Raw genomic sequence first — 20,797 nt, forward strand, 5'->3', positions numbered from 1 at the left:
CACGCAGAAAAGGGAAAAAGTGGACGACTTTTACGCCGCCCGCAGCCGGACAATCCCGCCGCTACCGTGGTCTAGTTTTCCACCGCCGTTCTCAGCAGCTGCGTAATCCTGGCGCCTACCGCCTCCTGCGTGAGGAGCTTGCGTCACTTTCCATCCCCGTCAGGCTGCTTGCGGGAAACCATGACGACCGACGAGCACTGGTCAACATCTTTCCCGAAGCCGGACTGGGCGGTTTCGTCCAGGGAGTTGAGGACATCGAGGTTACCAGACTGGTCTATGCCGATACCAAAGCGTCAGACGGCGGTCACCATGGTGAACTCTGCGACGTCCGCATCGAATGGCTTGCCGAACAGATCCACCTGGCTGGAAGTCGTCCGCTACTCTTGTTTCTTCACCATCCGCCGTTCGCTATCGGCGTTCCATCGCTCGATCGGCTGCGCCTCCTCAACAGCGATGGCCTAGCGGGGCTGCTCGAGACCCGTACGGCGCCAACGCACCTGTTTTGCGGCCACCTGCACAGAAACGTGTCGGGGGCTTGGAGGGGCCATCCAATCCAGGTTCTCAAAAGCACCCATGTTCAGTTCGCTCTCGATATGACGGGTGAGAAGCTCAGGCGGTCCTCCGAGCCACCAGCTTATGCCGTAATCGAAATTCGGGACGGCGACGTTATCACGAACTATCGCGATATATCGTCCAGAGATACCGGACCCCGCCAGCGGACAGCTAGGACCAACTCGGCCAGTTGACCGGTTCTATATAGTTGATCCTGATGTCGTCCGCCTGGGGCAGAACGAGTTCTGTCTGTTGCGTTGGAATCTCCAGCTCCATTGCCTGTATCATCTGTGCAATATTCGACCCAGCGGACGTGTTCCTCATGGGCATTGCACATCCGGCAAGGATAGCGGGAACTTCACGGTCTTTCGAGGGGTGGGGTGTCTTCGTCCAACGGCCAGTTCCTCCATTGGGCGAAGATAGCCGCCGGGGTGGCGCGGATCGAACCCTCCGCCAAGATGGAGATCGACGTCTTCAAGTCGATCGTCGATCGCGAACGTCGTCATCGGAGTCCTCGTTCGGATCCTAAGCGCTGACGCGAAGGGGTAGGTCGCCGCGACGATCAATGAAGGGACCTCAAGTCCGGTCTCTGCAACAGGTCTTTGCTACCGGGAAGGATGCGACAGGGCATCGATCCATCCATGCGCAGGTCCGCCCCCGCTTGCTGTGCTGGCTTCCTGGTCCAGGTCCGTCCTCCTCCAATCAACCCACAAGGGGTCCGCTACGCGAGCGTGCGGCCGCTGCGGCTTTGCCTGCGCGGTGATTGCGGCCGTGCCCCGGACCCGACGGGCGCCAGAGCGGGGATCGGCCCCGCCCATGGACGGAGCCCTTCAATGTCGCACAATCTTGCCCTCGCACAGAACCATGCCTGGAGCCTCGCCCGCACCCTGATGGTGCCGGTCATTCTCTTCAAAGTCGACGACGAATACGGCGTCATGCCTGCCGACGAACTCGACGACGCCGAAGTCGAGCCGCTGTTCGAATACGACCCCTACAAAGGTGGCCGGCCGGCTCACTGAGCCGGCCTCCACACGCGCCAGGCGCCCGGCCCGTCAAGGCCGGGTTGCGCGCCGCACAGCCCTTTCCCTGCCGGTGGGCGGACGGCTCTCATTGGGACGAGGTTTTGCCGCTTGCGCCGGGAAGCCTGCAAGGGAGGCTGCGCCGCCCCGGCAAGCCGGTGCGCCCTTGGCAAGCTTCCGGCTTCGGGCCCGACCTCGAGGCCTGCCTGAAGGCAGAGAAAACCAAATCTGGACAAGGAAAGGGCCGGACGCTCGGCGGCGCCGGCAGGATCGCCCCATGGAGCAACATGAAATCGAGAGATTGCGAGACAACGTGCCCTGCGCCGCCGTGCTCGAGCGCGAAGGCTGGATGGTGGACGTCAAGGAGAGCACGGCGCGTGCCGTAAAGTACCGGCGGGGGGCAGGCGAGATCATCATCGTCATCCACGGCGGCAGGGGCTGGTTCGATCCACTCTCGGATGCCAAGGGCGACGTCTTCACTCTTGCAGGTCACCTGGCTGGTATTGGCTTTCCGGCGGCCGTCGACGCGGTTCGCAGTCTCATAGGCCATGTCCCGGCCACGCCGTCCTGGAGCCGCCCAAAGCGCACAGGCACACCACATTCGATCACTGAGCGATGGCGGCGTCGGCGACCTCCAACTATCGGGTCTCGCGCCTGGCGATACCTGGCAGATGAGCGTGCGATCCCGATATCCGTTCTGCAGGCCGCTATCGCCCAAGGCTTGCTGCGCGAGGGTCCGAGCGGCAGCATATGGGCCGCGCATGTCGACCGGGCCGGCCAGCTGAGCGGATGGGAAGAACGCGGCCCGCGGTGGCGCGGCTTCTCCACCGGCGGAGCCAAGGAACTGTTCCGCCTCGGCAACGAAGCAGCACTTCGGTTCTGCGTCACCGAGGCGGCAATCGACGCCATGAGCCTTGCCGCGCTCGAGGGTATGCGTGCCGATACCCTCTACATCAGCACTGGCGGCGGGTGGTCGCCCGCAAGCGATGCCGCGATTCGGGCGATCGCCAAATGGCCTGGCATTTTGATGACCGCGGCCACCGACAATGATCGGCAGGGCGAGATCTATTCCGGTCGTTTGCGGGAGATCGTGCGTGAGACCGGCTGCCGGTACGAGCGACGGCGGCCATCCACGCAGGATTGGAACAGCGATCTCAAAAGGACCGGCGAAGGGAAACCCGAGAATGGAAGGCGAAAGGAGAGCGGAATCGCTGCCGCATGCCCGGCCGTCGCGTCAAGGGAGGCTGCGCCCGGCTGGCGCCGGCCCTTGACCCGCCGGACCGGAGAGGCGGCCGCGCGAAGGGGTGATGAGAAGGCATGAAGGTGATGATCCGGTCGGGTGGACAGGATCGCGCTTGATGCCGCCGGACCACAGGAGCCGCTATGATCACCCAATCCTCCTTCCGCAAGGTCTTCGAGGGCGTCGCCACGCGCCAGCAGATGTTCCAAATGTTTGACCGCCACGGCCAGGCGCCGATGAGCAAGGCGCGCCTCACCGGCCGGCTCTATGACGGGGAGTGGTTCGAGATCGGCCGGGCCGAGCATGACTACATGTTCGAAATCCTGCCGCCGCTCTGGATGCGCGGCGACATGTTCGCGCTCAGCGAGTTCATGACCGGCTCGATCACCAGCGTCTTCTTCGCGCTCTCGATCGATGGGCGGCTCCGCTACTTCCACGCCTATTGCGATATGTCGGCCAAGGGTTCGGCCGAGCGCATGCGCGATGTGATCATCGAGCGGGAATCCCGCCCCGTTCGTGCCATGACGCGCGCTGAGCGGCTCGACCACATCTGGAGCACGACTCATGCCGACTATCGCGGCTATGCAGGCGAGCGCTGGCCAGAGTGTGACAGGGGTGCTCGCACCATCACCGTCTACGGTGGTGCGAAGGGCACGGTTCTGAAGCTGCTCGACGACCTCACCGAGGCCGAGATCGGTGCCAAGCTGCCGGTCCATCTTCGCTACCTGCCCGCCGCAATTGCAGCCTGATCGGAGGCTGCCATGTTCACATTTCCTATTCTCGGCGTTCGCAAGGCCATCGAGCGCGGCATAGCCGATGCGGCCGCCAATGGGGGATTTCGCAATCCCTATTACGGCATCAAGCCCGGCAAGGATGAAAAGCCAGGCGTCTGGCTGGTCGGCGATCAAGGGGTCTATCTCCTCTCCAACGGCAAGCTCGCCGAGGGTGAGCGCGCCCTCGTGGTCTATTCGGATGAATGCCACCCGGTCGGCAATCCCGACTGGTGGCACTACAAGAACCGGCATTTTGGCGGTGACGACGGCATCGAGTTCCTCGACGCCGAGAGACTGATCGCGCTGTTCGATCGGAATCTTCGCTGCACGCATCTATGCGTGCAACTGACCGAGACGGACGTCTCGCTGTCGCTCATCGCTCGCTAGCCCATTCCCCACCTTCGCCAGCTTTTCACGCGGCCGCACACGCCGCTCGCGTGGTGGCGCTCGCGACAATTCCAGGAGACTACTCCATGTCCCATGACGACCCTTTCACGCTCGACCTGTTCGGCAATACAGCACTTTCCTCAGGACTCGGCCTTGGCGTCACCGCCTTTTCCGACAGTCCGGCCGACGATCCGGACGATGACGACCCGGCCCCGCATTCTCCCGCGCCTGCCGTGCCCGCCACGGCGGATGCTCAGCTCTTGCGCCGGGCACCACCGAAGGGCGAGAATTTTCGTCTCGCCGGCCTGCGCGGCCTCGCCAGGTCCTGGCGGGAGCGCGCACGCGACAACGTCGCGGCGATCCGCCTCGCCGCCTCGATCGCCGACGAGCAGCGCCCGGCGTCGGTCGACGAGCAGGCCGCACTGATCCGCTTCACCGGCTTCGGCGCTTCCGAGCTTGCCAATGGCGTGTTTCGTCGCCCGGGTGAGCTGGAGTTTCGCGAGGGCTGGGCGGACATCGGCGCGGAGCTGGAAAGCACCGTCGATGCCGTCGACTACGCCTCGCTTTCGCGCTGCACCCAGTACGCCCATTTCACGCCCGAATACATCATCCAGGCGATCTGGTCGGGCCTGCAGCGGCTCGGCTTTCGCGGCGGCCGTGTGCTCGAGCCCGGCATCGGCACCGGACTGTTTCCGGCGCTGATGCCGGAAAACTTGCGGGGCGTTTCGCACGTCACCGGCATCGAGATCGATCCGGTTACCGCCCGGATCGCCCGTCTCCTGCAGCCGCGCGCCAAAATACTCAATCAGGATTTCGCGCGGGTCGATCTACCGGCGCATTTCGACCTCGCCATCGGCAATCCTCCCTTCTCCGACCGCACCGTCCGCAGTGACCGCGCGTTCCGCGGGCTCAGCCTGCGCCTGCATGACTATTTCATCGTGAAGGCGGTTCGTGCGCTAAAGCCCGGAGGGCTAGCCGCCTTCGTGACCTCGAGCGGCACCATGGACAAGGCCGATAGCCGCGCCCGCGAGACGATCGCGGCGTTGGCCGATCTTGTCGGCGCCATACGGCTGCCAGCGGGCAGCTTCCGCGCCGACGCCGGAACCGATGTCGTTGTCGACGTCCTCTTCTTCCGCAAGCGCCAGGACGAAGAGGTGGCGGGTGATCAAGGCTGGCTCGATCTGGCAGAAGTGCGACCACTGAGCGAGGACGACGGGGTTATCCGGGTCAATCAATGGTTCGCCGAGCACCCCGATATGGTTCTTGGCGAACATGCGCTTAGGCGCGGCATCTACGGTCCCGACGAGACCTATACCTGCCAGCCGCGCCGGGACGTCGATCTCGACGCCGCACTCGCGACCGCGATCCAGGCGCTTCCCGAAGCCATCTATGACGGCGAGCCGGAAGATAGCGGTCCCTACGCCGATGACAGTGCCGATGACCCGGCATCAACCGCGGCTATCCCGAATGGCGCCGCCGCTCGCGAGGGCAGCTATTTCATCGGCAAGAACTCCGCGCTGATGCAGATGGTCGACGGTCACGCAGTGACCATCACCGTCAGGAAGGGTCGGGGAGGGGACGGCATCTCCGACAAGCAAGCCCGCATCATTCGCAAGCTGATCCCGATCCGTGACGCCGTGCGCGAGGTGCTCAAGGCGCAGGAATTCGACCGGCCATGGAAGCAGGCGCAGGTCAAGCTGCGCATTGCCTGGTCGAACTTCGTGCGTGAATTCGGGCCGATCAACTTCACCACCGTCTCGACCACTGAAGACGCGGAATCCGGCGAAGTGCGGGAGACGCATCGCCGTCCCAATCTCCAGCCCTTCCTCGACGACCCCGACTGCTGGCTGGTAGCGTCCATCGAGGACCACGACCTCGAGACCAATATCGCCCGGCCCGGCCCGATCTTCACCGAGCGCGTCATCGCACCGCCGCCGGCGCCGGTCATCACGTCGGCTGCTGATGCTCTTGCCGTCGTGCTCAACGAACGTGGCCAAGTTGACGTCGATCACATCGCGGAACTGCTGCATCGTGATGTCGCCGATGTCATCGACGTGCTGGGGCAGGCGATCTTCCGGGATCCGACGTCCGGTTCCTGGCAAACTGCCGATGCGTATCTCTCCGGCACCGTTCGCTCCAAGCTCGCTGCCGCCGAGGCCGCCGCTGCGCTCGATCTCGCCTTCGCCCGCAATGTCGAAGCGCTCAAGGGCGTCCAGCCCGCCGATCTCAGGCCCTCCGACATCACCGCCCGCCTCGGCGCACCCTGGATTCCGGCGACCGACATTGTCACCTTTGTCAAACAGACGATGGATGCCGACATCAGCATCCATCACACGCCCGAACTTGCATGCTGGACGGTCAGTGCGCGCCAGCTCGGCTGGAGCGCCGCCGGCACGACCGAATGGGGCACGCATCGTCGCGATGCCGGGCAGCTACTTTCCGACGCACTCAATTCCTCCATCCCGCAAATCTTCGACACGGTGAAGGACGGCGACACCGAGCGGCGCGTCCTCAATACGGTCGAGACCGAGGCGGCCAAGGAGAAGTTGCAGAAGATCAAGACGGCGTTCCAGAAATGGATCTGGAGCGATGCGGATCGCACCGACCGTCTGGCGCGGCTCTATAACGACACCTTCAACAACATCGCACCGCGAAAATTCAACGGGGACCATCTCCAGCTTCCAAGCGCCTCCGGCGCCTTTTCTCTTTATGGGCATCAGAAACGGGCGATCTGGCGCATCATCGCCGCTGGCTCGACCTACGTCGCCCATGCCGTCGGCGCCGGCAAGACGCTCTCGATCGCGGCGGCGATCATGGAACAGCACCGGCTCGGGCTCATCAACAAGGCCATGTTGGTCGTTCCCGGCCATTGCCTGGCGCAGGCCGCCCGCGAGTTCCTGGCGCTTTATCCGAATGCCCGGATACTGGTCGCCGACGAGACCAATTTCGTCAAGGAGAAGCGGCATCGCTTCCTGTCACGGGCGGCAACCGCGAATTGGGACGCGATCATCATCACGCATTCGGCGTTCCGCTTCATTTCGATTCCCTCGGCCTTTGAGGCGCAGATGATCCAGGATGAATTCGAGGCCTACGAGGACCTGCTCACCAAGGTCGACCGGGAGGACCGGCTTTCGCGCAAGCGCATCGAGCGCATGAAGGAGGGGCACAAGGAAAGGCTGGAGGCATTGTCGACCCGCAAGGACGATCTGCTCACCATCTCCGAGATTGGCATCGACCAGATCATCGTCGATGAGGCGCAGGAGTTCCGGAAGCTCAGCTTCGCCACCAACATGTCGACGCTGAAGGGCGTCGATCCTAATGGCTCGCAGCGGGCCTGGGACCTCTATGTGAAGTCCCGGTTCATTGAGACGAAAAATCCGGGCAGGGCGCTCGTGCTCGCTTCCGGCACGCCGATCACCAACACGCTCGGCGAAATGTTCACGGTGCAGCGGCTGATGGACAACGCAGCGCTCGCCGCCCGTGGCCTGCACGAATTCGATGCCTGGGCGTCGACCTTCGGTGACACTTCGACTGAACTCGAATTGCAGCCGTCCGGCAAATACAAACCCGTCACGCGCTTTGCCCAGTTCGTCAACGTCCCCGAGCTCATCGCCATGTTCCGGTCGTTCGCGGACGTGGTGCAACCCGCCGACCTGCGGACATATGTGAAGGTGCCGGAGATCGCCGGCGGCAAGCGCCAGATCATCACCGCGGAGCCGACCCCGGAATTCAAGGCTTATCAGCGCCATCTCGATCATCGCATCAAGGCCATCGAGGAGCGCGAGGGACCGGCGCAGCCGGGCGACGACATCCTGCTCTCGGTCATCACCGATGGCCGCCATGCCGCGATCGACCTGCGCCTGGTCATGCCGGCCATGGACAATGAGGACGGCAACAAGCTCAACGCGCTTGTCCGAAACACCTTCCGCATCTGGCAAGAGACGGCCGAGAACGAATATCTCCGCAAGGACGGCAAGCCCTTCGACAAACCCGGCGCCGGCCAGCTCATTTTCTCCGATCTCGGCACGATCAATGTCGAAGCCTCCCGCGGTTTCTCGGCCTATCGCTGGATACGCGACGAGCTCGTCCGCCTCGGTGTGCCGCCCTCGGAAATCGCCTACATGCAGGACTTCAAGAAGTCCGAAGCCAAGCAGCGGCTCTTCAACGATTTCAATGCCGGCAAGGTCCGCATCCTGATCGGTTCGTCGGAGACCATGGGCACCGGCGTCAATGTGCAGGCGCGGCTAAAGGCACTGCACCATCTCGACGTCCCCTGGCTTCCTTCCCAGATCGAGCAGCGCGAAGGCCGCATCATCCGCCAGGGCAACCAGCACGACGAAATCGGGCTCTACGCCTATGCTACGCTCGGTTCGCTCGACGCCACCATGTGGCAGAACAACGAGCGCAAGGCCCGGTTCATCGCGGCGGCTCTATCGGGGGACATGTCCATTCGACGCCTCGAAGACATGGGCGAGGGGCAGGCCAACCAGTTCGCCATGGCCAAGGCCATCGCATCGGGCGATCAGCGCCTGATGCAAAAGGCAGGGCTTGAGGCCGAGATCGCCCGTCTCGACCGGCTCCATGCCGCCCATATCGACGACCAGCACGCTATTCGTCGCCAGGTCCGCGACGCTGAACGCGAAATCGAACTGTCGACCCGGCGCATTGCTGAAATCGGACGAGACATCGAACGCCGGGTGCCGACTGCCGGCGATGCCTTCACGATGACCGTCACCGGGACCGCGTTCGCCGAGCGCAAGCTCGCCGGCCGCGCACTGATGAAGGAAATCCTCACTCTCGTACAGCTCAGCCAAGAGGGAGACACGGTCATCGGCTCGATCGGTGGCTTCGACCTTGAGTTCTCAGGCGAGCGCTTCGGCCGGGACGGGTATCGCTACACCACTGTGCTGAAGCGCACCGGCGCCGACTACGAGATCGACCTTCCCGTCACGGTCACGCCGCTCGGCGCGGTCGCTCGCCTTGAGCATGCTCTGTCGAACTTTGAGGGCGAGCAGGACAGTTATCGCTGTCGGCTGGTGGATGCCCGCCGGCGTCTAGCCTCCTATCAGCCACGTATTGGCGAAGCCTTCGCCTTCGAGGCCGAGCTCGAACTGAAGCGGCAGGAGTTGGCCCATCTCGAAGCTGATCTCGCCGCCGGTACGGATAACAATCCCAGCCTTGTGGTCGGGGTGGCTGATGGTGGGATCCGCGAGGCGGCGTGAACGGAAGTCCAGTATTGCGACAGATGACGATCGAGGTCCGATACCCGCGTGGCCGGACTTTTGAAAGGGATGCTCAGACCCTCTGTGACGTTCCAAGACGGTGCGGCAATGACAGCCTCGCGCTCCCAAGTCGGTCGATTCAGCCGGTTTTCAGACAACCAAGACCGGTCATCGCCGGTGACACGCTTGAGAAATGTCAGGTGAGTCAGAATGCCACCTTGGCTTGGAGCAGAACCTCCGGCAGAACATAAGCTGGAGGACATACCGGCCATGACGAAGTTGGGAACGACAGACGGAGACATTCGCTCTGCGCTACACGCCAAACGATTGCGACGCGCCAAATCCCATCCCGATACGCTTGTGATCGACGAACTTGGCCTCGCGCACGCCCGGAGCCGCATCGACGTGGCAGTCATCAACGGCTGCATCCACGGCTATGAAATCAAGAGCGCCAAGGACAATCTCGACCGATTCGCGACCCAGATCGATATCTACCGCCAAACGCTACAGAAGCTCACACTCGTCGCCGCGCCGAAGCATCTCGCGGGCATCATGAGTCACGCACCCGAATGGTGCGGCGTGATCGCGGCCGAGCAGGGACCAAGAGGTGGAATCAACTTCCGGGTGTTGCGAAACGCCGCCGCCAATCCCGAAATCGATCCGGTCATGATGGCGCACCTGCTTTGGCGCGATGAGGTCATCCAACTTCTGGGCCAAGCCGGATATGCGGCGAAGGACCTCCGGCTGCCGAGAAAGAAGCTTTACGAGATGCTGTGTGAGGCCATGACCCTCCGCGAGATCACCGCCTCCATCCGCGCCTTCATGGTGCAGCGCCAAGCGTGGCGAGGTCGCCCAGCACATGTGTGATGTGGTGGTTGATTGCCACCTCCTTCCATCGCGTCTGATTGCTCGGTCCTTCCTTGTGAACCGCGCACTTTGCGATGTAATCGTCACCGCTTGAATAGCCGGCACCGTTGAACTTTCCCGACGCTACTATTGACGCGCAGTGGCCATGCATCTGCGTGCGATCGTCGTTGAATGCCCCACCCTTTCGCACTTCCCAGGCTGCCGGCGTCGTGTAAACGAGCTTGCCTGCCGCCTTGATCATGCGCATGTCCAGAGCCTTAAATTCCGGATGGACGATCGTGTAATCCCCGAAATTCGGCTGTCGCATGCCGGCCGGAATCTTGCCGAGCAACACCTGGTAAAAGAGCCAATCGTGGCGTGGAAGCCGGTCAGCGCCCTTGGCGACATCCTTGAATGTCTCGGGAATCGCTGTGCCGATGACGACCAGATTCCGGACGGCGTACAGGTCGCCAAGTCTGCGCATGGCCGCGATGAGGGCTCCTGCGAAGGCGTCATAGGGCTCAAAATTCGGGCCACCGAGATCAATGATCAGGTCAACTTCCGAAAGCTCCAAATCAAGTGCTGCCGCTAATCCCTCGATGCGGGAGCGAGCATTGGCCTTCATCAGATCTTCGAGCCGGATCGAGATCGCCACCCCAAGTCCGTCGGTCGCGGCAATCGTCCGGACAGACGCGATGATGGAAGTCGCAGCGTCGAGGGGAACCGCCGGTATCGCATTCGCCCGGAATGCGCGCAGAGCTGCGAATACATAGGTGGGTATATCCCGCCCATCATCCATGGGCTGATCAGCGATGCCCGGATGAACACTTACCCACGCGGGCCGCTGCCCCCATTTGGCCTTGAACCGGGCGGCGAACGGATGAACGTGTTCATGGACCGATTTCTTCGGCTGCCGCAACTCGAAGTCGTATTCGACCTCGGGGATGGTGATGTAGGGCACAATGCGATCCTTGACTGCACCAGCCAGGCGGAGAAGCGCCTGGTATTCGCCCTGCCTCCACCGCAGCGCCGGAACATACATATCCTTAGTCAAGATCATCGCTCGCCTCCTCAAGCTGCGAGCGCACCTGATCGCGACCAACCAGATCATTCAGGATGGTGTAGTTGCTGCGCTCCTTCCTGATGCGTCCCGCGATAATGCTCGGATCGATGCCGATCGTCTCCGCGTCGATCTTCACTGCCTCTTCCGACATGGCAAAGCGGGACAGACACTGATCCCACAGCGTTTCCGGTATCAGCGCGTCGAGCGCGAATTTGTCAGCTTCCGCCTCAATCGTATCACCGTCATTGCCGCTTTCCTCGTCGAAGAAGTCGAAGCGCAAACCGTCGAAGAGATGCAGGAAAACGTGACCGAGCTCGTGCATCAGCACGAACCAGAAATTATCCAGCCGGTCGTATCGCAACGTAAGGCCCACAACCGGCGTATCGCCGTCGGCAAGCATGGCTGCGCCGTCGAGATACGATCCCGAGAGGTGCCGTTCGACGATAAGCACGATGCCTTTCTCGGCCAACAGATCACGGGCACGCTTCGGCCCGTCCTGCCGTTTCGTGAGACGCACCAACTCCGGCAGCCACCGGTCATCGAGTTCGAAGGTTCCGATCTCTTCTGCTTCAATCTTACTACGCGCCCGCTCCAGAATGCGCGCCTGCCACGCGAGTAGGGCGTATTCGTTCGGCACGTTCCCGCTGCGCATCTTCTTGCGGTGAAACGCCGTCGCAAATTGCGGTCCGGCCGCGTGCAAGAAATATTCCTTCACGCACTCAATCGGGTTTGCTCCGCGCGGTAGATCAAACCATTTGCGTTTGATCATCTCCTTGTAAGGAAGCTGACCCCAGACGATATCGTCGGCATCGCCCCACGCGAACACCGATCCGCCGGCCTGCTTCGGTCCCTCGAAACTTCCTGACGCCTTCACACCGAGCGCCTTCGAAATCTCAATCAGCCGACCAAGGCTTGCGCCCATGTAGTCGGTCGCCTCATAGCGCTGCACCTGTTGCGGCTTCATGCCGAGCTTTTCGGCGAGATCTGTCTGACTCATGCCGGAGGCAATTCGCGCGTGCACCAGCACGCGCGGCAACTCTTCTAGCGCATAGGTTTTCGAGAATGAGACCTGGCCAGATTTGAGCAGGTCGTATTCGGCAAGCTCGGCTTCGATATCGGCGATCTGGCTTTTGAGCCCATCGATCTCCGCCTGCTTGAGCCATGCCTGATCCGATGCGCGCGCGTCCGCAGCAGCAAGCGCGTCTCGCAACTTCACTAGCTGCGCACTCGATACGCCATACTGTTTGTCGCTGTAAATCATGGCTGCACCTTCCCGGAGAGAAGCGGATCGGCCGAAAGCGGAATGGAGATGATCCCTTTCTGTTTTCCTGTGAAACGATCCAGTTGGAAAAAATCGACGAATGCCTGCCCGACATCCACGCACATCATCGAGGACGGAAAGAACTCGCCCTTGAATGCCGCTTTCTGCGCTGCCCGACCGTTCGCAAATTCCAGGAACACGGGATCAAGCTTGGCCGAATCGACCCCAGTAGGATCCCAGCATGCATCGAAGTCGCCGGGCCTCGGCTTGCCGGTCACATAGCTGCCGTCGAGATAGATCGCCGGACATCCAGCCAATCGCAGTTTGCCAGAGGCGAGAACGAGGCCGTCGAAAAGCTCACGCCGCCAGGCATTCGTTGCGAAAGCAGCCGCCACATCTTCCAAACTCGCCGCGTGCGCCCCTGGGGGCAGAACGGTCCACGGAGAGCCGGGCAATGGGACGAGGGCAGGAATCATGCTTACAACAATAATGTTGTAATCGCTAAAGGGCAAGCCCGGGATCATCCGGTCGCCGCCGCTAATTTGGGAGGGCAACAGGACAGCGTTCTCGGCTCTTGCGAGACGATCCGCATTCAGCCGCAACGTTGCGCAGATCGGAAAAAATGGTGAAATCGGGAGGGAAAGAAGCCCTTCTCGCGGATCGGCCGAACCGGTGACGCTGGCGCTCAACTGCCTGGCTCGCGATCCCGGCCGCGTCGTCCTTCGCAGGGCTGAGAGCCCCGCTTGGCCTGTCGGGCAGGGATGTTCGACAGGCAGTTGCACCGGCCCGTCCGCTCCGCGGGCGGGGAGATGTCTTCGGAAAAGAAGACGGAGAAGGACCCGCGATCGGCGGTGTCCGCAACCCGAAACGGAGCATCCCAATGGAACTCAAGTTTGTCGATCCGCGCGTGCTCAAGGAGAATCCCGACAGAGCACGGCGTTCGAAATCGAGCCCGCAGGCGGACGCCCTGCTGCTCGCCACGATCAAGGCCGTCGGCATCGTGCAGCCGCCTGTCGTCGCCCCGGAGGCTGAAGGCGGCAACGGTTTTGTCATCGACGCGGGGCATCGCCGCGTGAAGCAGGCGATCGCGGCCGGACTCGATGAGATCGCCGTGCTGGTGATCGAGCGTGCCGAGGACGGCGGCGCCATGCGCTCGCTGGCCGAGACGCTGGCCCATGAGCAGCTCAATCCCGTCGACCAATGGCGGGCTATCGAGCGCCTCGTTGCGCTGAACTGGACCGAGGAGGCGATTGCCGTCGCGCTGGCGCTGCCGGTCCGCCAGATCAAGAAGCTGCGGCTTCTGGCGAACGTGCTTCCGGCCATGCTCGATCACATGGCCAAGGGCGATATGCCAGATGAACGTCAGCTCCGCACGATCGCTTCCGCCGCGCTCGAGGAGCAGAAAGAGATCTGGAAGAAGCACAAGCCGTCCAAGGCCGATCCTCAGGTCTCATGGTGGTCTGTCGCGCAGGGTCTGACCAAGACCCGCATGTTCGCCAAACATGCCAGTTTCGGCGATGATCTCGCACAGGCCTACGGTATCGCCTGGGTCGAGGATCTGTTCGCCCCCGCCGATGAGGACAGCCGCCACACGACCGATGTCGACGCCTATCTCGGCGCCCAGCAGGAATGGATGTCGAACAACCTTCCCAAGCGGGGAACAATCGTCGAGGTCGGCCAGTGGGGCGAGGCCAAACTGCCGCCCAAGGCTGAGCGGGTTTACGGGAAGCCCGGCAAGTCCGACCACACCGCCATGTATCTCGACCGTGAGGGCAAGGTGCAGACGGTCGCCTATCGCATGCCCGAGGCGAAGAAGCCGAAGGGCAAGGGTGGTGCGGCCGACGCTGCCGGCACGGACACCGAACCGGTCGTTGCCAAGTCCCGCCCGGACGTGACGCGCAAGGGAATCGAGATGATCGGCGATTTCCGCACCGACGCGCTTCACGACGCTCTTGCACGCGCGCCGATCGAGGAGGACACGCTGATGGCGCTTCTCGTTCTCGCCTTCGCGGGCAGGAACGTCTCCGTCGATTCGGGTTCCTCGGACACGGTCTACGGCCACGCGCGGCTGGAGCGTCATGCAGTCCTTCTTTTTGGGGAAGATGGCAGGCTCGATTACGACCGAGAGACGCTCAACCGGGTCGCGCGCAAGGTTCTGATCGAGGCCCTCTCATGCCGGGAGAACCGCACCAACAGCGGCATTGTCGCTCGGGTCGCGGGCGACACCATAGGCGCCGACGGCTTCCTGCCGAACATGGGCACGGACGAGTTCATGTCGTGCCTGTCGCGGTCGGCACTGGAGGCGTCCTGCAAGGAAACGCCGGTGCTTCCACGTGCCCGCGTCAAGGACACGCGCGCAGCCCTCGCCGAGCACTTTAAGGAAGGCCACTTCGTCCATCCCTCGGCCCTGTTCGCGCCCGACGTCGCCGAGCTGACGAGCTGGACGGCCCGGTACGCCGCGCCGAACGAAGCTGACGACGACACCGCGCCGGAAGTCGATGATCTCGACGGTGATCAGACCGGGGCGACGGCAAACGAGCATCCGGTCGATGACGGCCACACCGTCGAAGAAACCGAAGCGTGGCGCGTCGCCGCCGAATAGGCCGCCACTCTACTTCCTCCCGCCCGCCGCCGGCAATCGCGCCGGCGGCGGTTCTGTTTTCATCAACAGCACCACTGGAGAGAAACAATATGTCCGCTCAATTGATATACGATCTCGTGCCGCTCGGTTCCATCATCCGCTACCCCGACGGCACACCGCGCCCGCCGGAACGCCATCGGAAGAAGCTCTCGGCATGGGAGAGCGCCAATAGCGGCGGCCGCCTGATGCGCAAGACGCCAGCCCGGCAGACCGCGCAGTACTCGTCGCCCGCGCAGTTCACACTGCATGAAGGCGACTATGGGAGCGGCGGTGTCACCGTGCTGCGCGTCCACAAGAGCTTTTCGGTCGATTGCGGCCTGAAATTCATCGTGACCTCCCGGCCCGCGCCGGGTTCAGTCCGGGTGTTCGACCGCGCCGGCGAGGGCGCTGAACTCGTCTATCTTGCCGCCAGCCGCCAGGACGCGGAGGTCTGGTTGCAATCCCATGGATATCCGAATGCAGTGCTCGAAGACGTATCGGCCGACACCGTAGCAGCCGACGCCGTCGAGGGGAGGGCGGCATGAACGCCCCTCCTCAAGCCGAGGCAACGACCGACAACACCTCCGGATTCCCGGAGGTGTATTACGGGCGAACGAGCGATGGCCTCTTCGCGGCGCTGGTTGGCGAGAACGCCTTTGCAATGATCCCTGCCTACAATGGCGGACACTATCTCGGCCATGCCTGGAAGCTGTCTCTGCCCATCTGTGAATGGAAGCAGTCCAGCTTCTACGGTCACGGCGGGCAGCTCGACGGCAAGGCGGCGTTCCGCGCCCGTGTCGAGGAGAACGCCCGACATCAGGGGCAATTGCGTAGACTGGCCCGCCGCAGCATCCCGGCTCGGCAAGCAACCCCATGGGGGCTCTCGGATCATGCCACGCACTATGCCGAGGGCATCGTCTGCCATTCGACCCCGAGCCATGGCGGGTTCCATCTCGACCCTGTCCGCAATGCCCGAATCCACCCGCATTTGCGCAGTGCCGATGGGTTCTACGAAGAGGATTGCTGCTGGGCGGCCGTTGCACAGGCCTTTCCCGACCTTTTCACCGATTTCGAGAAACGTTGCGCCGAGGAGACGATCCGGCACTGGTATCCCGATGCTTGGCGATCCCTCACGTCCACACCTAAACGATTGCGGAAGGCCGCCTCATGACGATCACGGAGCATATCGCCATGCTGGCGACCATGGAAGCTGCTCGCCGGGAGACGCATGCCCATCTCCGCCTGATCGAGCGGCAGATCACGGCGCGCGCGGAACGCCTGATGATCAGTTTCCGCGCCAGATCACGCGACTACCGGAAGTCCAGGTCGACATGGAGCCATGCCGACGAGCAGCTTTACCAGGCCACGCTGTCGAAGCTGACCTTTTCCCGTCACCGGGAGGTCGATGGGCTGTCACGCAAGCTCGCCCGCCAGGATGCGGCGATCGCCGCCTTCCGTCGTCGCCACGGTCTGCCGGAGGTCGATGCGGAGCCGGATATGGTGGGCCTCCGCGCGGCGTGATTTCTTCCCAGCGCATCTCCATGCGCGCTTCCTCGTCCCCTGACCTGCAATCGGGAGGACAACCTTGTCCGGAATCGTGTGGCGGGAGTGTGCAGGCAGCTTGGCAATATCCGGGTAGAGCAGCGCGGCGGTTGCCCCGACCGTGCTGCCGTGGGAAGCGGATTGATCCGGTCGCAAGTCCTCACGCGAGCCAATCTCATGGAACCATCCCCGCGCCGGACTTCCCGGCGGGTTTGCTGCGGTCTGAACCGGCGGCTGGCCTCTTCAAGGCCGCTTTGCGCCGCGATGCGGCCGGAGCCCGCCGATCTCGACAAGGCCGGCCCGCGTTCCGCGCAGGGCTGTCAGCCCCGCTTGCCCGCAGGCCAACCTTGCTCGCCTGGCAGGCCCCGGACCCTGAAGCGTCCAGCTTCCGCCGGTTCTTTTCGACCGCACCCGCAGGGAAGACCGGCACGGGGCCGGATCGCCCGAAGGGCATCGCTAGAAAGGATTGCTTCATGTCCAGTTCAACCCGCTCCACGAAGGCAAAGGCTCGCGTTGTCCAGCTTCGCAAGGGCACCACTCTCGAAATGGTGCGCCTGTGCTGCCCGGACGCCAACCAGGCCGCACTCATCTCCGAAAGCTTCGGGCTCGCCGTCCTCGACAGCGACGGTATCCGGGAGTTTCACGAGCGCACCCTGATCGAGAGCGCCGACACCCTCTCCGAAGGCCTTTCCGACAAGGCCATGCAGATCCATCTCCAGCGGATCGTCGGTTCCCATGTCGGGTCGGCCTACGGAGCGGGACAGTTCTATTCCAAGGCTGTCACCGAGGCCAAGGACGCGACCGCCCGGCTCGCCAACGACATGCGCGACGAGGATCGCGATGGCCCGGTCGGATTCGACAGCGCCGCCCAGCGCAAGCGCGAATTCGCCGCCGACATGGGTATCCAGGCCCACGCGCTGCGCATGGCGGCCGAGGGCGTGGTCGCGGCCTACGAGCACATCGTCGGCGAGAGCTGGAAGCCCTACGAGCGGCAGGCCGAAAATCCCGGCCAGACCGTCAGCCGGCAGGCCGCCGACCTCCAGATGGCCGCTCTCGGATAGCGGCCGCGGGCGGGGCTCCGGCTCCGCCCTTTCCTTGTCCGCTTCTTCGCAGGTCGGGCCCGATAGGTGCCGGCCTGTTTCCATGTCGCGGCAGACGCCGCTGGGCTTCCGCGGGACCGAGAGGCGGAAGGGAAGCAGGAATACCCATGACGAGGCCGGCGCAATCGCAGCCGTCACGATCATTGGTCCTGCTCCGGTCCTCGCTCCGCGAAACGGCGATGCCGTCCTCCACTGCCGTTCCGGCCCGGCTGCGACGTCTCTCCTTCTTCCGACTGATCCTTCCGGGTTCGCGGACCTGCGGTCCTGCGCGGTCGGACCTCGTGACGGCCGCGATCGGCGCGGCCTCGAATGGAGGCTCTGATGATGAAATGGAAAGACAAAAAACCCCGCGTCGACATCTACGCGAAGATCACCGACCGCATCGTCGCGGACCTGGAGAAAGGTGTTCGCCCATGGGTAAGGCCCTGGAGTGCTGCGAACACTGCCGGCCGCATCACGCGGCCGCTACGGCACAATGGAACACCCTACCAAGGCATCAATATCATCCTGCTCTGGTCGGAGGCGCTCGCCCGCGGCTTCGCCTCGCCCATCTGGATGACGTTCAAGCAATCGGTCCAGCTGGGCGGTCATGTCCGCAAGGGCGAGACCGGCTCGACCGTCGTCTATGCTAGCCAGTTCACCAGGACCGAGACCGACGAGCGCGGCGACGAGGTCGAGCGCGGGATCCCGTTCCTCAAGACCTATTCGGTCTTTAATGTCGACCAGATCGAGGGATTGCCGGACCGCTATTATGGTGCGCCGCCGCCGGCGATCGATCCCGTCACGCGCATCGCCCACGCCGATGCGTTCTTCGACGCGACCGGCGCCAAGGTCGTCTATGGCGGCACGAAGGCGTTCTACGCGCCCTCGTCCGACCACATCCAGCTTCCGGTCTTCGAGAGCTTCCGCGACGCGGAATCCTTCGTTGCCGTCAGGGCGCACGAGACCATCCACTGGACAGCTCCCGCCCACCGGGTCAACCGCGATCTCAGCCGCTATCACAAGGATCGGAGCGAACGCAGTCGCGAGGAGCTAATCGCGGAACTGGGGTCGGTGTTCCTCTGCGCCGACCTTGGCATCGTGCCGGAGCTCGAGCCGCGGCCTGACCACGCCAGCTACCTGGCGTCCTGGCTCGAGGTGCTCTCCAACGAGAAGCGGTTCATCTTCTCGGCCGCCGCGCATGCGCAACGCGCAGCCACCTACCTGCACGATCTTCAGCCGGCGGCGAAGGTCGCGGAGGCGGCCTGATGCAAAAGTCGACCGTTGCCGATGGGAACTCTGTCGTGGCCGGCCAATGACGGGAGCTCGGGCGGGGATGGCGCTTGCGCCGTGTGGGGATCCGGAAAGCGATGCCGATGAAGCGGCGCCCGCCTTCATTCCGGTTGTTCCTGCGACAGGCGCGTCCACTGCGGCCTCGATGTGGCTGGTCTGACCGAAGGCCGATCTCGCTGCGCTCGGTCTCGCTCTTTTCCCGCAACCGCCGGTCTCGACTTTCTTCCCCTGGCCGAACCACCCCGCGCGCGATGTCGCGCGGGGCCCCGGATTTCGCGGCCATTCCTCGCGAGGCAAGAAAGTCTCTCCCGGCCGCCCTCCACTGACGTTCCGGCCCCTTCGGGGTGCGGATCGATCGCCTCCGGTCTGTCGACCGCCATCGAGGTCGCGATGGTCGCGGCCCGAGAAACCAGAGGAATGAGACACATGGCTACCATCGGCACCTTCACCTCCACCGGCACCGGCTTTTCCGGCGCCATCAAGACCCTCAACCTCAACGTCAAGGCCAAGCTGGTCCGCGTCGACAACCCCTCCGACAAAGGCCCGCACTTCCGCATCTTCGCGGCAGCCAATGTCGAACTGGGCGCCGCCTGGCAGAAGACCTCCAGCGAGGGCCGCGACTATCTCTCGGTCAAGCTCGACGATCCGAGCTTCCCCGCTCCGATCTACGCCACCCTGATCGAGGTGGACGGCGAGGAAGGCCTGCAGCTGATCTGGTCCCGACCGAACCGGGACTGAGGTCCATGGGCATAGGGCCCCCGCCATCCGGGCGGGGCCCTATGCCTTGAAACTGCAGTCCAAACGATGGCCGGCCGTGGTAATGACGGGACCGCGCAGACTGGCCTTCGACCCGAATTTCAGCTATATAAAAGAGTAAGTTCTAGGAGCCTGAAGCATGACCGTAACGCTATTGGAAAGTCCCGCTGTCGCGGATCGAGCGCATGCGTTGCGGCTTGCCAAACAGGTTATCAAGACCCTCGACCAGAAGCCGCTTGAGCCGATCGTTGCGGCGATGTTGACCGATGGTCACAAGGCCGCGCTTTCGGCAATGGCCGTGTCGCGGGATGAGCCGAACCTGTTCGAACAGTTCCTCGTCCTGTGTGAAGAGGCCGGCCTGTTGAGTGGTGAGGACTGCGATCAGCTGGGCGATGCCTATGTCGAAGCAAGGCGTGCCCGTGCCGCTTGATGAGTGACCCCTATCTTTATCCGGGCACCACAGTCCTCATCAATCGTTTCAACATCAGGGATCAGGCCAAACTCGACAGCAAGGAGCGTCGGGAAACCCTGAAGACGTTGAAGGGTCTTCACGACAATCCGGTCAAGGGCGGATTCGACCTCGCACACCTGCTGGAAATACACCGGCGCATCTTTGCGCCGGTGTATCCGTTCGCCGGCGAGATCCGCCGCATCGATATGGTCAAGGCCGAGGAAAAACTGGGCGGCGGCAGTGTCGAATACGCGCCGTTCCATCTGGCGCGCCTCCAGGCCGAGCACCACCTCAAGGAACTCAATGCCCGCGACTGGTCGGGTCTCAGGGGTCTGTCGCGGCCGCAGGACATGGCCGCATTTGCGGGCATGATTGTCGACCTCTGGAAAGTCCATCCGTTCCGGGAGGGCAATACGCGCACGTCCATGACCTTCATGCACCAGTTTGCGGCGGCCAAAGGCTTCGCGCTGGACCGTGAGCTGATCCGCGCGAACGCTGAATACGTCCGTCATGCGCTGGTGGTCGGGACCCATGGTGAAACCCATTATCTGACACGTATCCTGACCGACGCGCGCCAACGCGAACATGCGCGCGAGCAGATCCCTTTAGACGCACTCGCCATGCGCTTCGGACCGAGGTTGGTTGCATCCGCCAGCACGCCGGCCAGCATGGCCGAGACATTTCTGGGAACGT

General features: G+C 63.2%; 19 protein-coding genes and 1 pseudogene. 16 read left to right on the forward strand and 4 right to left on the reverse strand.

Annotation, left to right across the window (positions count from 1 at the left end; all coding sequences use genetic code 11):
- Positions 1 to 746 (forward strand): metallophosphoesterase (locus J2X50_RS24295; protein WP_429098719.1); only part of this gene is annotated, 746 nt, incomplete at its 5' end.
- Between the two features lie 126 nt (positions 747 to 872).
- Here the strand turns inward: J2X50_RS24295 and J2X50_RS24300 are convergent.
- A complete protein-coding gene (locus tag J2X50_RS24300) occupies positions 873 to 1,058 on the reverse strand; it encodes a hypothetical protein (RefSeq protein WP_429098722.1) in 186 nt (61 codons plus the stop codon).
- A 327-nt stretch (positions 1,059 to 1,385) separates the two neighbouring features.
- On the opposite strand from J2X50_RS24300, the gene J2X50_RS24305 reads away from it, so the two are divergent.
- The 6 genes from J2X50_RS24305 (at position 1,386) to J2X50_RS24330 (ending at position 10,060) form a co-directional block, all read left to right on the forward strand.
- On the forward strand, positions 1,386 to 1,571 hold the full coding sequence (locus tag J2X50_RS24305) for a hypothetical protein (RefSeq protein WP_429098725.1): 186 nt from the start codon (positions 1,386 to 1,388) through the stop codon (positions 1,569 to 1,571).
- A gap of 277 nt (positions 1,572 to 1,848) precedes the next feature.
- Complete coding sequence (locus J2X50_RS24310; protein WP_429098727.1) at positions 1,849 to 2,892, forward strand: DUF3991 and toprim domain-containing protein; 1,044 nt, start codon at positions 1,849 to 1,851, stop codon at positions 2,890 to 2,892.
- 65 nt (positions 2,893 to 2,957) lie between these two features.
- Entirely contained in the window at positions 2,958 to 3,560 is a 603-nt protein-coding gene (locus J2X50_RS24315) for a DUF1419 domain-containing protein (protein WP_429098758.1), read from the forward strand.
- Between the two features lie 12 nt (positions 3,561 to 3,572).
- Complete coding sequence (locus tag J2X50_RS24320; RefSeq protein ID WP_429098730.1) at positions 3,573 to 3,971, forward strand: DUF3085 domain-containing protein; 399 nt, start codon at positions 3,573 to 3,575, stop codon at positions 3,969 to 3,971.
- An 86-nt stretch (positions 3,972 to 4,057) separates the two neighbouring features.
- Complete coding sequence (locus tag J2X50_RS24325) at positions 4,058 to 9,193, forward strand: helicase-related protein (protein ID WP_429098732.1); 5,136 nt, start codon at positions 4,058 to 4,060, stop codon at positions 9,191 to 9,193.
- Positions 9,194 to 9,463: 270 nt separating this feature from the next.
- Entirely contained in the window at positions 9,464 to 10,060 is a 597-nt protein-coding gene (locus J2X50_RS24330; protein WP_429098734.1) for a sce7726 family protein, read from the forward strand.
- On the opposite strand, the gene J2X50_RS24335 is transcribed toward J2X50_RS24330, so the two are convergent.
- Genes J2X50_RS24335 through J2X50_RS24345 form a run of 3 tightly spaced genes read right to left on the reverse strand, consistent with a single transcriptional unit; the run spans position 10,014 to position 13,052 of the window.
- Complete coding sequence (locus tag J2X50_RS24335; protein ID WP_429098737.1) at positions 10,014 to 11,099, reverse strand: beta family protein; 1,086 nt, start codon at positions 11,097 to 11,099, stop codon at positions 10,014 to 10,016. The genes J2X50_RS24330 and J2X50_RS24335 overlap by 47 nt on opposite strands.
- Complete coding sequence (locus tag J2X50_RS24340) at positions 11,086 to 12,363, reverse strand: helix-turn-helix domain-containing protein (protein ID WP_429098739.1); 1,278 nt, start codon at positions 12,361 to 12,363, stop codon at positions 11,086 to 11,088. Before J2X50_RS24340 ends, J2X50_RS24335 begins: the two co-directional genes overlap by 14 nt.
- Complete coding sequence (locus J2X50_RS24345) at positions 12,360 to 13,052, reverse strand: DUF6932 family protein (RefSeq protein WP_429098742.1); 693 nt, start codon at positions 13,050 to 13,052, stop codon at positions 12,360 to 12,362. The genes J2X50_RS24340 and J2X50_RS24345 overlap by 4 nt, the downstream gene beginning before the upstream one ends.
- A gap of 191 nt (positions 13,053 to 13,243) precedes the next feature.
- On the opposite strand from J2X50_RS24345, the gene J2X50_RS24350 reads away from it, so the two are divergent.
- From J2X50_RS24350 to J2X50_RS24390, 9 genes and pseudogenes are all read left to right on the forward strand, one after another.
- On the forward strand, positions 13,244 to 14,965 hold the full coding sequence (locus J2X50_RS24350; protein WP_429098745.1) for a ParB N-terminal domain-containing protein: 1,722 nt from the start codon (positions 13,244 to 13,246) through the stop codon (positions 14,963 to 14,965).
- 89 nt (positions 14,966 to 15,054) lie between these two features.
- Positions 15,055 to 15,528, forward strand: coding sequence for a hypothetical protein (locus tag J2X50_RS24355; protein ID WP_429098748.1), 474 nt, complete (start codon positions 15,055 to 15,057; stop codon positions 15,526 to 15,528).
- Entirely contained in the window at positions 15,525 to 16,154 is a 630-nt protein-coding gene (locus J2X50_RS24360; RefSeq protein ID WP_429098749.1) for a DUF7007 domain-containing protein, read from the forward strand. The genes J2X50_RS24355 and J2X50_RS24360 overlap by 4 nt, the downstream gene beginning before the upstream one ends.
- Positions 16,151 to 16,504: a hypothetical protein gene (locus J2X50_RS24365; RefSeq protein WP_429098752.1), complete on the forward strand. Its 354-nt coding sequence runs from the start codon at positions 16,151 to 16,153 to the stop codon at positions 16,502 to 16,504. Before J2X50_RS24360 ends, J2X50_RS24365 begins: the two co-directional genes overlap by 4 nt.
- 494 nt (positions 16,505 to 16,998) lie before the next feature.
- Complete coding sequence (locus tag J2X50_RS24370) at positions 16,999 to 17,586, forward strand: hypothetical protein (RefSeq protein WP_429098753.1); 588 nt, start codon at positions 16,999 to 17,001, stop codon at positions 17,584 to 17,586.
- A gap of 363 nt (positions 17,587 to 17,949) precedes the next feature.
- Positions 17,950 to 18,873: an ArdC family protein gene (locus J2X50_RS24375; protein WP_429098760.1), complete on the forward strand. Its 924-nt coding sequence runs from the start codon at positions 17,950 to 17,952 to the stop codon at positions 18,871 to 18,873.
- A 450-nt stretch (positions 18,874 to 19,323) separates the two neighbouring features.
- Complete coding sequence (locus J2X50_RS24380) at positions 19,324 to 19,635, forward strand: DUF736 domain-containing protein (RefSeq protein WP_046110305.1); 312 nt, start codon at positions 19,324 to 19,326, stop codon at positions 19,633 to 19,635.
- A gap of 157 nt (positions 19,636 to 19,792) precedes the next feature.
- Entirely contained in the window at positions 19,793 to 20,083 is a 291-nt protein-coding gene (locus J2X50_RS24385; RefSeq protein ID WP_429098755.1) for a hypothetical protein, read from the forward strand.
- Positions 20,083 to 20,490, forward strand: a pseudogene (locus J2X50_RS24390) (hypothetical protein); the annotation flags it as partial. The gene J2X50_RS24385 and the pseudogene J2X50_RS24390, both read left to right, overlap by 1 nt.
- Positions 20,491 to 20,797 lie beyond the last annotated feature (307 nt).

It is taken from the genome of Aminobacter sp. BE322, assembly GCF_050433525.1.
GTDB lineage: Bacteria > Pseudomonadota > Alphaproteobacteria > Rhizobiales > Rhizobiaceae > Aminobacter.